The 13,546-nt window shown below is 58.2% G+C and carries 14 protein-coding genes; 9 read left to right on the top strand and 5 right to left on the bottom strand.

What is annotated here, in order from left to right:
• The first annotated feature begins 770 nt into the window (after positions 1–770).
• The 3 genes from ACOYXH_RS20120 (at position 771) to ACOYXH_RS20110 (ending at position 2,019) form a co-directional block, all read left to right on the top strand.
• On the top strand, positions 771–1,133 hold the full coding sequence (locus tag ACOYXH_RS20120; protein WP_093430677.1) for a DUF6124 family protein: 363 nt from the start codon (positions 771–773) through the stop codon (positions 1,131–1,133).
• A 229-nt stretch (positions 1,134–1,362) separates the two neighbouring features.
• Positions 1,363–1,668, top strand: a complete 306-nt coding sequence (locus ACOYXH_RS20115) for a hypothetical protein (RefSeq protein ID WP_095050659.1) — start codon at positions 1,363–1,365, stop codon at positions 1,666–1,668.
• Between the two features lie 111 nt (positions 1,669–1,779).
• Positions 1,780–2,019: a hypothetical protein gene (locus ACOYXH_RS20110; RefSeq protein WP_095050660.1), complete on the top strand. Its 240-nt coding sequence runs from the start codon at positions 1,780–1,782 to the stop codon at positions 2,017–2,019.
• A gap of 175 nt (positions 2,020–2,194) precedes the next feature.
• On the opposite strand, the gene ACOYXH_RS20105 is transcribed toward ACOYXH_RS20110, so the two are convergent.
• The 5 genes from ACOYXH_RS20105 to norR all read right to left on the bottom strand — a co-directional run bounded on the left by ACOYXH_RS20105 (position 2,195) and on the right by norR (position 6,691).
• Positions 2,195–2,944: a YkgJ family cysteine cluster protein gene (locus tag ACOYXH_RS20105; RefSeq protein WP_258708800.1), complete on the bottom strand. Its 750-nt coding sequence runs from the start codon at positions 2,942–2,944 to the stop codon at positions 2,195–2,197.
• Positions 2,945–3,027: 83 nt separating this feature from the next.
• Positions 3,028–3,354, bottom strand: a complete 327-nt coding sequence (locus tag ACOYXH_RS20100; RefSeq protein ID WP_095050662.1) for a hypothetical protein — start codon at positions 3,352–3,354, stop codon at positions 3,028–3,030.
• Positions 3,355–3,435: 81 nt separating this feature from the next.
• Positions 3,436–3,894 (bottom strand): GNAT family N-acetyltransferase, encoded by a 459-nt coding sequence (locus ACOYXH_RS20095; RefSeq protein WP_258708799.1) that lies wholly within the window; start codon positions 3,892–3,894, stop codon positions 3,436–3,438.
• Between the two features lie 27 nt (positions 3,895–3,921).
• Positions 3,922–4,824: a chemotaxis protein CheV gene (locus tag ACOYXH_RS20090; RefSeq protein WP_038362880.1), complete on the bottom strand. Its 903-nt coding sequence runs from the start codon at positions 4,822–4,824 to the stop codon at positions 3,922–3,924.
• 307 nt (positions 4,825–5,131) lie between these two features.
• Positions 5,132–6,691 (bottom strand): nitric oxide reductase transcriptional regulator NorR, encoded by a 1,560-nt coding sequence (norR, locus tag ACOYXH_RS20085; RefSeq protein ID WP_095050664.1) that lies wholly within the window; start codon positions 6,689–6,691, stop codon positions 5,132–5,134.
• A gap of 164 nt (positions 6,692–6,855) precedes the next feature.
• Between norR and hmpA the strand changes: the two genes are divergently transcribed.
• The 6 genes from hmpA to cyoD all read left to right on the top strand — a co-directional run bounded on the left by hmpA (position 6,856) and on the right by cyoD (position 13,546).
• Positions 6,856–8,037 (top strand): NO-inducible flavohemoprotein, encoded by a 1,182-nt coding sequence (gene hmpA, locus ACOYXH_RS20080; protein WP_095050665.1) that lies wholly within the window; start codon positions 6,856–6,858, stop codon positions 8,035–8,037.
• A 236-nt stretch (positions 8,038–8,273) separates the two neighbouring features.
• Complete coding sequence (locus ACOYXH_RS20075) at positions 8,274–8,783, top strand: disulfide bond formation protein B (protein ID WP_025109264.1); 510 nt, start codon at positions 8,274–8,276, stop codon at positions 8,781–8,783.
• A gap of 825 nt (positions 8,784–9,608) precedes the next feature.
• Positions 9,609–10,550: a ubiquinol oxidase subunit II gene (gene cyoA, locus ACOYXH_RS20070; RefSeq protein WP_007916947.1), complete on the top strand. Its 942-nt coding sequence runs from the start codon at positions 9,609–9,611 to the stop codon at positions 10,548–10,550.
• 3 nt (positions 10,551–10,553) lie between these two features.
• Positions 10,554–12,584: a cytochrome o ubiquinol oxidase subunit I gene (gene cyoB, locus ACOYXH_RS20065; protein WP_007916945.1), complete on the top strand. Its 2,031-nt coding sequence runs from the start codon at positions 10,554–10,556 to the stop codon at positions 12,582–12,584.
• 3 nt (positions 12,585–12,587) lie between these two features.
• Positions 12,588–13,211 carry a cytochrome o ubiquinol oxidase subunit III gene (cyoC, locus tag ACOYXH_RS20060; protein WP_034156084.1) on the top strand — a complete coding sequence of 208 codons (624 nt, stop codon included), beginning with the start codon at positions 12,588–12,590 and terminating at the stop codon, positions 13,209–13,211.
• The gene (gene cyoD, locus ACOYXH_RS20055) at positions 13,211–13,546 is read left to right on the top strand and encodes a cytochrome o ubiquinol oxidase subunit IV (RefSeq protein ID WP_007916940.1); all 336 of its coding nucleotides are present in this window, start codon (positions 13,211–13,213) and stop codon (positions 13,544–13,546) included. The genes cyoC and cyoD overlap by 1 nt, the downstream gene beginning before the upstream one ends.

Raw genomic sequence — 13,546 nt, 5'->3', positions numbered from 1 at the left:
TCCTACGTACGGCCCGCTCGCTGGGGCTCGGGGTTCCTTCGCTCCGGGATCGATCCGGGCGCAGCGCCTACGGTTTGCTTCGCTGCACCTCCTCTCGCTGTGTTTGGCTGCGCCAAACGGTCGCTGCGCTCCCACGCCCGGATCAATCCCTCCACTCAGCCTTCCGACGTCGCCCGTGGATCAAGATCAAGAGCAGGCGAGCTGACACTCGGCCTATTGAGTGGTGAAGAGCGGGGCGTGGTCGGCTTTGAATTTGTGGTGGTGCTTCCCCTCACCCCAGCCCTCTCCCGAGGGAGAGGGGGCCGATCTGTGGGCTTTTCAAAACCTGAGTTCAACGCGGTATTGCACGTCGGCGTAGTTCTGCCAAACACCACGGTCAGTCCCCTCTCCCTCCGGGCGGTCCGACGTTTCGGGAGGGCTAGGGTGAGGGTTGGCTTTTGGCTGTTCAAATTTGTGTCAAATAACCAGAACCTTCCCACAAGCTTTTCAGGTTGTCCGTCGGACGTGCGCTCTCTAGTCTTTGGTTGTCGCCGAAAACTCGGCGATCGGGTGTGAGAACCCTGAAAAATTAGTGATTCAGTCCATCAGTCCGCATAATTGGCGGCAGCTTGTCCGCTGCTCGCAAATGCTTCATGGCGGCTGTGTGCGGGCAGACTTCGGTCTGGCCGGTTTCCTATTTTTCCGGTTTCTCACCCCGCACATAGCTGCCACCCACTTCGCCGCGTGAGAAACGGCAAGGGATGGCTCCCATTTGCAAAATAGGGTTTCCAATGACTAAGCCAGTTCCAGATCCACCCATCGATCCCACCACCCCACTCGAAGACGCCATCCGCGCCGACGACCAGATCAAAACCCGCGAAGCCATCAAGCGCGCCCTCGATTTCTACCTTTGCCCCGAACCAGTCAAACCACGTCAGCCCAGTACGATGTTCCTCATCCACCCGAACATCGACACCGAAAGCCTGCTCGCCCACGCCTGCGAATCGCTGGCTTCAGCCAATGTCATGGCCGGTGATCTGGCCGATCAGCTCAGTCGCCCGCAGCGCAGTACGGCGCTGGCGATCCAGCAGATCGTCATGCTCGCCGAGCTGGCGGTAAACCGGGCGCTGGATCGGGTTGATCCTCAGGGTTGAACGCCGCGTCATCGTTCATCGCCAGCAGGCTGGCTCCCACAGTTAAAACGCATTCCAATTGTAGGAGTGAGCCTGCTCGCGATGGCGGTATAACGGTCCCAAAAAGGGACCGATCAGTCCCTATTCGGGACCCATTTGCCAACTATGCTTCTCAAGATCCGTCCCAGCACGCGGATAACATTGTGTAGCCCGGGTTCTCTGGGCCGTTCACCCCCGGGAGTGTCTTGAAATGAAGCTGAAAACCGCTCTGCCGTATGTGCTTCTCTTGCTTCCACTCACAGCGTTCGCCGCGCCGGCCAGTCAATCCGGCGAGATCCGCTTTACCGGGCAAATCGTTGATTCGGGCTGTCAGGTCGGACTGGTCGGGGCGTTTGCTGATCGTGAGTCTCGCCAGATTGAAATCAAGCCCGGCGTGAAAGTCGATGTCGACACTGAGCGCAACGCCTGTAGCCATCAGTCGCTGCCGATTTCCATGCGCTACGAAGCGCTGAAGACCTCGACCGACAAAGGCATCGTCACCATCACCTACCTGTAAACCGTTCGGCGTGCGCTGCAAATCTTCAGGTGCCGAGCCATGGCGCACAGGTATACTGCGCGCCTTCGCGGCTCACTGATCGGGCCCGACTTTTTGCTTTCCGGAGCTTTTATGACTTCCCCGACCCTGCCGCCGGTTGACGACGCCGTGAGCGATGTCCCGGCTGAACTGGCCGATACCAGCGAAACCAAAGCCGAAATCCCGGCGTTCAAATTTCCGTTCAAACCGGGCGAACTGGCTTCTGCCAAAGGCTCGAACCAGCCGTGGTACAAGAACGGCGCCAAGAACGGCCACACCAAGACCCCGGGCATGGCGCCGCCGGGCACCCGTCGTTCGATGGGCAAGCGCTGAGTTTTATTCCCGCCTGCGTTCAACGCGGCGATTGATACTGCCTGTGCCGGACCTTTCGCTGGCAAGCCAGCTCCCACAGGGTTCTGTGTCGTACACAAATTACGTGAACGCCCGAGATACCTGTGGGAGCTGGCTTGCCAGCGATGAGGCCAGTTCGGTTTTTGCAAAATCCCGATCAAGCCGCCCGTAGCGAGATAAACGCATACGTCTGCGCCGGCTCCGTCACCACCTGCGCCCCGGCCGCCAAAATCTGCGCGGCAACATCATCGCCCGATAGATGAAACACCCACTCACTGGGTGCAGTCGTCAACGGCTGCGCGGTCACCTGATCAATCACCGCCGCAAACGCATCCATGTTCGGCAAGTACGCAGTAAAGCCGTCCCCTTTCAGTGCTGTGGTGCGAATCCCGAGCATCGCGCAAATCGCGTCCTTGATGCCGATGTCATCCCGATCGGCCTGGCGCGAGCGCTGAATCAACTCCACCAGTTCCTGATCGACCAACTCACCGCCGGCAATCAACACCGGCCCCTGTTGCCAGGACTCCGGCGGACAATCCTTGGCGGCAGGGTTGAGCGGGATATGCGGATTGATTTCTGCCGGATAAATGCGGCACACCAACGGCCGTCGCTCGTAGATCCGGCACAACTTGTCTTCGTCAAGATTCCGACAGGGGCCGACGTTGTACGCGGCGAAAGTGATCGCCACATGGGCGTCTGCCGCGCCGCTGCGAACGAGCGCTGAGCGCCGTTCGGCATGTTCCCGCTGCTGCGCCGGCAAACCCAGGCCATTACCGAGAAATGCCTCCACCAGCACGATCACCTGACCGCCATCCGCCGCCCACATGCGGGCTTCGGCCAAGGTCAGCGGGACATGGTGGTCGGTGCAGCATTTGCCACAGCCTACGCAGGAAAACGTCGTATTCATTGAGCGATCTGTCTTCAATCAGGGTGTGAAACGGTGGCGGAAAACCACCGCACAGGCGCGGATCGAAGCAAGTTATGCGCCACTCACTGGGATTTGGCTGTCGGGCGGATCGAGTCCCACTCGGTGACGAAGGCGATTTTCGATTTTTTGTTGTAGAGGCAAAGCTCGGTGCCTTGCTGGCCTTTCATGTGTTTTTGCGGGTATTGGCCTTGCAGCAGAACGGCGGTGTAGCCGACGCGGTCATCGAATTGTGCGGGGGTGCCGACTGGTTTGGCGTTTTTCAGGCCGCTGGCCTTGGTGCAACTGGCGAGCACGGTTTTGTCGTAGGCGGCCCAGGCATCGGGGCTGGAGGCTTGAGCCTGGGAGGTTAGGGCGGTGAGGCAGAGCAGGCTTGCGGTGAAGGTTTTCATGGTGGGCGTCCTTGGTCGTGGGTGGCCAAGGTTTGAGTCTGTCTGAGAAGGGAAGTTGCCTGTGCTCGCGAAGACGGTCGATCAGTCCGGCACCAGCTCGCGGCGGACCACATACATCCCGGCACTTTCATACAAGCGCTGCGCCCGCAGGTTGTCCTCCAGCACTTTCAGATCAACAAACCCTTCACGGCGCTGCTGAAACACCTTGAATGCATTGAACAGCAACGCCCGGCCTAATCCTCGGCCCTGCATGCGCGGATGCACAACCAGATTCTTGATATACGAACTGGTCCAGCATTGCGCCACGCCGACCACGCCTTCGCCATCACGGGCAATCAAACACAGGCTCGGATCGTATTCAGGATCGGTTTCGAACTGCTGCTGCCAAACGTCCAGCGCCGGCACTCGGCCGCCACCTTCGCGATAACCGAGTTGCATCAAGTCATGCACATCCGCCGCCAGTTCGACGGAGTAAGTGCACAGTTCAATGTCTTGTGGCCAAGGGGCATCCGGCGCGTCCTTGCCCAGGTCGCGCCGCATCAAAAAACAATGCCTCTGGGCCAAGACTCAGTGCCCGTGGGCGGCGACGTGTTTGGCCGCTTCGATCAGGCAGTGGGTCAGTTCTGGAGAGGAGAACTTGGTCAGCACACCGTTCGCCCCGGCCAGCCGCGCTTTTTCGCTGTTCATCGCGCTGTCCAGCGAGGTGTGCAGCAGCACGTACAAATGGGCGAAGTCCGGGGTCTCGCGCAGGGTACGGGTGAAGGCGTAGCCGTCCATCTCGGACATTTCGATGTCGGAGACGATCAGGTTGATCTGCTGCGCCGTGCCTTGCAGGTCGAGCAGGCAGTCGATGGCTTCCTTGGCGCTGCGTGCGGTATGGCATTGCAGGCCGAGGTTGCGCAGGGTGTGCACCGATTGCTGCAGCGCCACTTGGCTGTCGTCGACCACCAGGATGCGTGCGTTGCCGAGCACCTCGGCGTCTTCCATGCTCAGGTCGGTCGGGGCCATTTCGATCTGCGCCGGGGCGATGCTGTGGATAACCTTTTCGATATCCAGCACCTGCACCAGCGTACCGTCCACCGAGGTCACGCCGGTGATGTAGGCACGCGAACCGCCCGAGCCGAAGGGCGGGGGCTTGATGTCGGTGGTCAGGCAGTGGACGATTTTGCTCACAGCCTGAACGTGCAGGCCCTGCTTGGAGCGGCTGACGTCGGTGACGATCAGGCAGCCGCCGTTCGGGTCTTCCAGCGGGCGTTCGCCGATGGCGCGGCTGAGGTCGATCACCGACAGCGAAGCACCGCGCAGGGTGGCGATGCCTTTCACGTGCGGGTGCGACTCCGGCAGCTTGGTCAGCGGCGGGCAGGGGATGATTTCACTGACTTTCAGCAGGTTGATCGCCATCAGCTTGCCGCTGCGCAAGGTAAATAGCAGAAGCGAAAGTGAGTCTGCGCGGGCTTTGGTGGAGGACATATGAACCTTCTGTGGAAAAGGTGGTGGGCGAGGGTGCAAATCGCCAGAAACTATTGATGCCGGGTTATCGGCGTTAAAAGGTTGGGCTTTAGGTTAGTTGTCGGGTGGCGTGCAGATCAAAAGCCAAAGCCCCTCACCCTAGCCCTCTCCCGGAGGGAGAGGGGGCCGACCGAGGTGTCTGGCGTTGTACATCGACCTGAATGACCGAGTCGATTATGGATTCGGTAAAGATCAATCACGTCGGCGGAATTCTGCAATGTCCCCCAATCAGTCCCCTCTCCCTTTGGGAGAGGGTGAGGGTGTGCTTTTAGCTCTTCATGCCTAGTCGTTTGGCCATGCGGCCGAGGTTGGCTCGGTCCAGCCCCAACTCCCGCGCCGCACTCGCCCAGTTATCTTGATTACGCTCCAGCGCCGCACTGATCAAACGCCGCTGATATTGCTCGGTCGCACTGCGCAGATCCCCGCTAATCAGCGGCATCTCAGCCACAACTCCGGCAACCGCCTCAACCGAGTTATCCACAACCTCGCGCGGCAAATCCAGATCCGCCGCGCTCAAACTGAGAATCTTCGGCCGCACCTTGCAGTTGCCCAGCGCCTTCAACGCACTGCGCCCGATCAAGTGTTCCAGTTCACGCACATTGCCCGGCCACGTGTAGGCGAGCAACGCCTCCTGGGCGTCGCTGCTCAGGCGCAGGCTGTTGAGACCCATGCGTGAACGGTTCTGCTCAAGAAAGAAGCCGCTGAGCAACAACACATCGCGACCGCGCTCACGCAGCGCCGGTACGCGCAGCGGGTACACGCTCAGGCGATGGTAGAAGTCGGCGCGATAGCGACCGCTGCGTACTTCTTCGGCCAGGTCACGGTTGGTCGCGGCAATCAGGCGCACATCGACCTGATGCTCCTTGTCCGAGCCCAAACGTTGCAACTGGCCGCTCTGCAAAACGCGGAGCAATTTCGCCTGCACGGTCAGCGACAATTCACCGACTTCATCGAGAAACAACGTACCGCCATTGGCCAGTTCGAACTTGCCGCGTCGGTCGCTGGTGGCGCCGGTGAAGGCGCCGCGCACGTGGCCGAACAGTTCGCTTTCTACCAGCGTGTCGGGCAGGGCGGCGCAGTTGAGGCTGATGATTGGTTTTTCGGCGCGGGGAGAGGCGGCGTGAATCGCTTGGGCGACCAGTTCTTTGCCGACGCCGGTTTCCCCGGTGATCAACACCGTCAGATCGCTGCCGCCGACCAGATTGATTTCCTCCACCAGTTTTTTCAGCGCCTTGCTCTGGCCGATCATTTCGCGGTTCTGCTGGCCGCTGGCCTGACGATAAACTTCGGCGCGCTGGTGCTCGTCTTCTGCGCGATTGGCCAGACGTTCTATACGTTCGGCGGCGTTGACCGTGGCCGAGGCGAGGCTGGCGAAGGCTTGCAGGGCGTCGAGTTCGATCGGTTCGAAACGCTCGGGGTCGAGAGCGTCGAGGGTGATCAGGCCCCAGAGTTTTTCATCGACAAATAAAGGACAGCCGAGGCAATCGTGAACCTCCAGATGCTCGTCGAGTCCGTCGACGAGACCGTCATAAGGATCGGGCAAGTCGCTGTCGGCGGCGAAGCGCGTGGGTCCGGCTCCGCTGAGGAGCATTTCGAAACGCGGGTGCTCGCTGACTTTGAAGCGCCGACCGAGGGTGTCCGTACTTAAACCGTCCACGGCCAGCGGCACCAGCGATTCACCATCGAGACGCAACAACGCTGCTGCATCACAGGGCAGCAGGGCGCGCATGGCTTCGAGCAGGCGTCGATAACGCTCGCCCTCGGGCAGTTCGCGGGACAAATCGGAAACTAAAGGCAGCAGGGCGGTGAGCAGGGATTTGGCGGTCATGGTCTTGTAGTCAAAGAGACAAGATGTAGTCGGGATGACTATAAAGGCCTTTGGGTCGTTATGACTACATCGTTATTAAGTTATTGAGTTATATGAAAAAATAAGTTGGCACGGAATCTGATAACCCTAAGGTAACTTTTCAAAGAAGCTCAGGAGTCAACCTTATGCTTAGCGTTCAGGATCGTGCCATCGTCAAATCCACCGTGCCTCTGTTGGAAAGCGGCGGTGAAGCGCTGATCACGCACTTCTACCGCATGATGCTCGCCGAATACCCTGAAGTCCGCCCGCTGTTCAACCAGGCGCACCAGGCCAGCGGTGATCAACCGCGCGCCTTGGCCAACGGCGTGTTGATGTACGCGCGGCACATCGATCAGCTCGACCAGTTGGGTGATCTGGTGGCGAAGATCATCAACAAGCATGTTGCCCTGCAGATCCTCCCTGAACATTATCCGATTGTCGGTGCCTGTCTGCTCCGCGCTATTTCCGAAGTGCTCGGCGAAGAGATCGCCACGCCAGAAGTGATGAGCGCGTGGGGCGCGGCGTACGGTCAACTGGCGGACATTCTGATCGGCGCCGAAACCGCGATCTATGACCAGAAAGAACAAGCCGTCGGCGGCTGGCGCGGAGCGCGTGAATTCATCGTCGCGGCCAAGGTCGAGGAGAGCGCGGAAATCATTTCGTTCTACTTTGAGCCGGCAGACAAAGGCCCGATTCTCGCGGCCGAACCGGGTCAATACATCGGCATGAAGCTGATCCTTGATGGCGAGGAGATCCGCCGCAACTATTCGCTGTCGGCACTGGCGAACAACGGTCAGTACCGCATCAGCGTCAAACGCGAACCGGGTGGCCGTGCCTCCAACCACTTGCACGATCAACTGCAGGTTGGCGCCAGCATTCAGCTGTTCCCACCATCGGGTGAGTTCACTTTGACCGCGAGCGACAAGCCGTTGGTGTTGATCAGCGGCGGCGTCGGCATCACGCCAACTCTGGCGATGCTTGAAGCCGCGCTGGAAACCGAGCGTCCGGTGCACTTTATCCACTGCGCGCGCAATGGCAGCGTGCATGCGTTCCGCGACTGGATTGATGAGTTGGCTGAGCGTCATCCGCAACTCAAGCGTTTTTATTGCTACGCCGAGGATGACGGTGTGAGTCCGGCGGCGGACAAGGTCGGGATGTTGAGTCAGGAGTTGCTGGGCGAGTGGTTGCCGGCTCAGCGTGATGTCGACGCCTACTTCCTTGGGCCGAAGGGTTTCATGGGGGCGATCAAGCGGCATTTGAAAGCGCTGGGTGTGCCGGAGCAGCAGAGCCGTTATGAGTTTTTTGGGCCGGCTGCGGCTTTGGAATAATCCAGAACCGAGTCACCTTCATTCGCGAGCAGGCTCGCTCCCACAGGATTTGTGTTCGACGCAGATCCAATGTGGGAGCGAGCCTGCTCGCGAAGGCCGTTATGCGGTCTCGATTCTTAAATTCTGTTTAAAGGTTAATCGTTTCTTAACCGCTTTATCGTTTATTCCCCCGGTGTAGACTTGCGACAACCTTCAGCCGCGAGCCGGTTGAACCATGGACATAAAAGGGAAACGCGATGAGCGAGGAAACGATTCGGTTGGGCCGTGAGCGGCGCTTTCTGGTGCTGTTGGGGATCATCTGTCTGGCGCTGATCGGTGGCGCTCTATATATGCAGATCGTGCTCGGCGAAGCGCCGTGCCCACTGTGCATCTTGCAGCGCTATGCGTTGCTGCTGATCGCGCTGTTCGCGTTCATCGGCGCGGCCATGCGCACCCGTCGCAGCATCACCGTTTTCGAGGTGTTGGTGGTGATTTGTGCGATTGCCGGGGCCGGTGTGGCCGGGCATCACGTGTACACCCAGTTCTATCCGGCGGTGAGTTGCGGCATCGATGTGCTGCAGCCGATTGTCGATGATCTGCCGCTGGCGAAGATCTTCCCGCTGGGCTTCCAGGTTGACGGTTTCTGCTCGACGCCGTACCCGCCGATCCTTGGCTTGTCGTTGGCACAATGGGCACTGGTGGCGTTCGTGCTGGTGGTGATCCTGGTGCCGCTGCTGACCTCGCGTAACCGAAAAGCACTGCGCTGAGTCAACTAATCGGCTGTCTGGCCGATACAGAAAACGCCTCGATTTGCGGATCAGCCAATCGGGGCGTTTTGCTTTTCACGGTGTTTGTGAAAACACCGTGACGGGTGGCAAGGAAGGGTGTGGCAAGTGTGCGACATGTTGTCACACGCGCCATGTCGCAGGGCCATTGAGTGACGCGGAATCGGCCGTTGTTACAAAAAAGGATTGGTCAGTTTCCGGGTTTTTCGGCTTTAGCACGCGAGTGCCAGAGCAGGCAGTTTTAACAAGCGCGGGTATATGGCCAAAAGCCTTGGGTTATCGGGCTTTGCGCTGTTCCAGCGTTCGGAAATAGCCTTCGGAGCTGTCTGAACTGACGCGGGTACACCTACATTTTTTGGTGTTTTTGTTGAGAATCTATTTCGATAACATGTGGAACTTTTGCAAAAATGGCGATGCATTGTTGCTCGAACGGATAAAAATTATTTCGGGATAAGACATGGTGTATAGGGCGCTACCTATCTACAATCGCCCGCACTGAATTCCCGGCACTGTTCAGCCTTTATTAAGGAGGCGAGCAGGAAGTCGGGTGTCGAGTGAGTCGAAAGGCTTTCAAGACACCCAGGTGTCGGTGCCTTCCAACTTTCCGCACCAAATGGAATTGGTCTGTAACAAGGCCTTTGACCACGAATTCGAATAAGAACTGACCGCTGTCCCAGGTTTTGTCGAGCGTCTGACGCGCGACGGGCGGCCCTTATTCAATCCAAAGAAAATGCCAACCCTTGGCAGGGTGAAGTGTTGGCGATCAAAACCCAACTGCATTGCGCAAGCTGCTTTAGAGGTCGTGAGATGAGTAAAAACAGGTACCCCAGATTACTAGGCCTAGTGCCGCTGCTCGGCACGTTGTTGCTGGGAGGCTGCAACATGACCTTGCTCAATCCAACGGGCCAGGTTGGCCTGGAACAGCGAAACCTGATCATCACCGCGACCCTGCTGATGCTGTTGGTCGTTGTGCCGGTTATCGTCATGACCTTCCTGTTCGCCTGGAAGTACCGCGCGTCGAACAAGAACGCCGTCTACACCCCGAAATGGTCGCACTCGACCAAAATCGAAGTGGCAGTCTGGACCATCCCGGTCCTGATCATCATTGCCCTGGGTTACATCACCTACATTTCGACCCACGAACTGGACCCGTATCGTCCGATTCAATCCGACGTCAAGCCAGTGACCATCGAAGTCGTTGCGCTGGACTGGAAGTGGCTGTTCATCTACCCGGAACAAGGCATCGCCACGGTCAACAAGATCGTGTTCCCGGCGCACACGCCAATCAACTTCAAGATCACCTCTGACGCTGTGATGAACTCGTTCTTCATCCCGGGTCTGGGCGGCCAGATCTACGCGATGGCGGGCATGCAGACCAAGCTGCACCTGATCGCTGACCGTAACGCTGAAATGGACGGTATCTCCGCCAACTACAGCGGCGCGGGTTTCACCGGTATGAAATTCAAGGCTATCTCCACCACTCAGGAAGATTTCGACGCCTGGGTAAGTGAAGTCAAGAAGTCACCTAAACAGCTTGATCAAGCTGAATACGCGGCCCTTGCCAAACCGAGCCAGAACAACCCAGTCGAGCTCTACTCCTCGGTCACGCCGAACCAGTTCCAGATCATCGTCGACAAGTACGAAGGTATGAAGCCGGGCAAGCCGCTGAAGCACGAGAAGAAAGAGAAAGAAGTGGCGGCCACGGAAATTGACTCGAGTTCGCATTCAGCTGCCGGGGCAGAGGAGTAAACGATGTTTGGTAAATTAAGTTGGGAAGCAGTCCCATTCCACGAGCCGATCGTGATGGTGACCATTGCCATGATCGCCCTCGGTGGTCTGGCGCTGTTCGCTGCAATCACCTACTTCAAGAAGTGGACCTACTTGTGGACCGAGTGGTTGACCTCGGTCGACCACAAGAAAATCGGCGTGATGTACATCATCGTCGCCATGGTCATGCTGCTGCGCGGTTTTGCCGACGCCATCATGATGCGTACCCAATTGGCCATGGCCACCGAGGGTTCGCCTGGCTACCTGCCACCTGAACACTATGACCAGATCTTCACCGCTCACGGTGTGATCATGATCATCTTCATGGCGATGCCATTCTTCACCGGCCTGATGAACCTTGCAGTGCCGCTGCAGATCGGCGCGCGTGACGTTGCGTTCCCGTTCCTGAACTCCCTGAGCTTCTGGCTGCTGGTTTCCGGCGTAGTGCTGATCAACCTGTCCCTTGGCGTCGGCGAATTCGCCAAGACCGGTTGGGTTGCCTATCCACCATTGTCGGGTCTGCAATACAGCCCTGGCGTGGGCATGGACTACTACATCTGGGCGCTACAGCTATCCGGGTTAGGTACGACGCTAACGGGGGTTAACTTCCTCGCGACCGTACTGAAAATGCGTACCCCTGGCATGAAACTGATGGACATGCCGATCTTCACCTGGACCTGCACCTGGGCAAACGTTCTGATCGTGGCTTCGTTCCCGATCCTGACCGCTACCCTGGCACTGCTGACCCTTGACCGTTACATGGATTTCCACATTTTCACCAATGAACTTGGTGGCAATCCAATGATGTACGTCAACCTGTTCTGGGCCTGGGGCCACCCTGAGGTTTACATCCTGATCCTGCCGGCATTCGGCATCTTCTCGGAAGTGATCTCGGCGTTCACCGGCAAGAAACTGTTCGGCCACCACTCGATGATCTACGCCTCGGGCGCGATCTCGGTACTGGGCTTCATGGTTTGGCTGCACCACTTCTTCACCATGGGTTCGGGTGCGAGCGTCAACGCCTTCTTCGGTCTGGCGACGATGCTCATTTCCATCCCGACGGGTGTGAAGCTATTCAACTGGCTGTTCACCATCTACCAGGGCCGTCTGCGCTTCACCAGCCAGGTTCTGTGGACTCTGGGCTTCATGGTGACCTTCGCCATCGGCGGCATGACCGGCGTACTGCTGGCCATCCCGGGTGCTGACTTCGTTCTGCACAACAGCCTGTTCGTGATTGCGCACTTCCACAACGTGATCATCGGCGGCGCGGTATTCGGTTACATCGCTGGTTTCGCGTTCTACTTCCCGAAAGCGTTCGGCTTCAAGCTGCACGAAGGCTGGGGTAAAGCAGCGTTCTGGTTCTGGATCTCGGGCTTCTTCGTCGCGTTCATGCCGCTCTATGCACTGGGCTTCATGGGCATGACCCGTCGTCTGAACGCCACCACCAACCCTGAGTGGGTACCGTACCTGTACGTTGCCATGTTCGGTGCGGTGATGATCGCTGTGGGTATTGCCTGCCAGCTGATCCAGCTCTATGTGAGCGTGCGTGACCGTAACAAGCCAGAGAACGTTTGCGATCACGGTGACCCGTGGAATGCACACACCCTGGAATGGTCGACCTCGTCGCCACCTCCGTTCTACAACTTTGCTGTGCTGCCTAAGGCTGACTGCATCGACCCGTTCACCGAAGCCAAGGAAAACGGTACTGCGTACCAGCGTCCGGCCAAGTACGAGCCGATCCACATGCCGAACAACACCGCCACTGGCGTGGTGATGGGCGCACTGTTGACCGTCTTCGGTTTCGCGATGATCTGGCACATCTGGTGGTTGGCAATCGCCAGCCTGGCCGGCACCGTCATCTACTTCGTGATCCACGCTGCACGTGACGACCAGGGCTATATGGTTCCGGTTGAAACGATCGAGCGTATCGAAGCCGAGCAGCACAAGCGTCTGGTTGCGGCAGGGAAAATCCCGGCCGGTGCCACCCGTGTTGAAACCTCGTTGGAACAGGCTTAAACCATGTCGAACTTAGTGACCAATGTTGGACACGCCCATGGTGACCATGGGCACGATGACCATCACCACGACTCGGGCGAGATGACCGTATACGGTTTCTGGCTCTACCTGATGACCGACTGCATTCTGTTTGCGTCGATCTTCGCGGTGTACGCAGTACTGGTAAACAACGTTGCCGGTGGCCCGTCGGGCCACGACATCTTCGAACTGCCATACGTGCTGGGCGAAACCGCTCTGCTGTTGTTCAGTTCGATCACCTACGGCTTCGCCATGCTGGCGTTGTTCAAAGGCAAGAAGCAGCAGGTTCTGGGTTGGTTGTTCATGACCTTCCTGCTGGGCGCAGGCTTTATCGCCATGGAGATCAACGAGTTCCACCTGCTGATCTCCGAGGGCTTCGGTCCTAGCCGTTCGGGCTTCCTGTCCGCGTTCTTCACCCTGGTCGGTACCCACGGTCTGCACGTATCTGCGGGTCTGATCTGGATGGGCATCATGATGTACCAGGTCAACAAGCACGGCCTGACGGCGACCAACAAGACCCGTCTGAGCTGCCTGAGCCTGTTCTGGCACTTCCTGGACGTGGTGTGGATCTGCGTATTCACCGTTGTTTACCTGATGGGGACTCTGTAATGGCTAATGCACACTCCCATGACAGCCATGATGCTGGCCACGGCAGCGTAAAGTCGTACGCCATTGGCTTCATCCTGTCGGTGATCCTGACCGTGATTCCATTCGGTCTGGTGATGTACCCGAGCCTGCCGAAGGCCACCACGCTGGCAATCGTTCTGTTGTTCGCAGTAATCCAGGTGATTGTTCACCTGTATTACTTCCTGCACCTGGACCGTTCCATTGCTCAGCGTAACAACGTGATTGCATTCGTCTTTACGGCCATTGTGATCGTGCTGCTGGTTGGCCTGTCGTTGTGGATCATGTTCAGCATCCACACCTACATGATGGCGAAGTGA

It is taken from the genome of Pseudomonas sp. Mb7 (genome assembly GCF_054790525.1).
The sequence above is the reverse complement of the archived record's forward strand: the minus strand, read 5'-3'. Positions and strand labels throughout refer to the sequence as shown.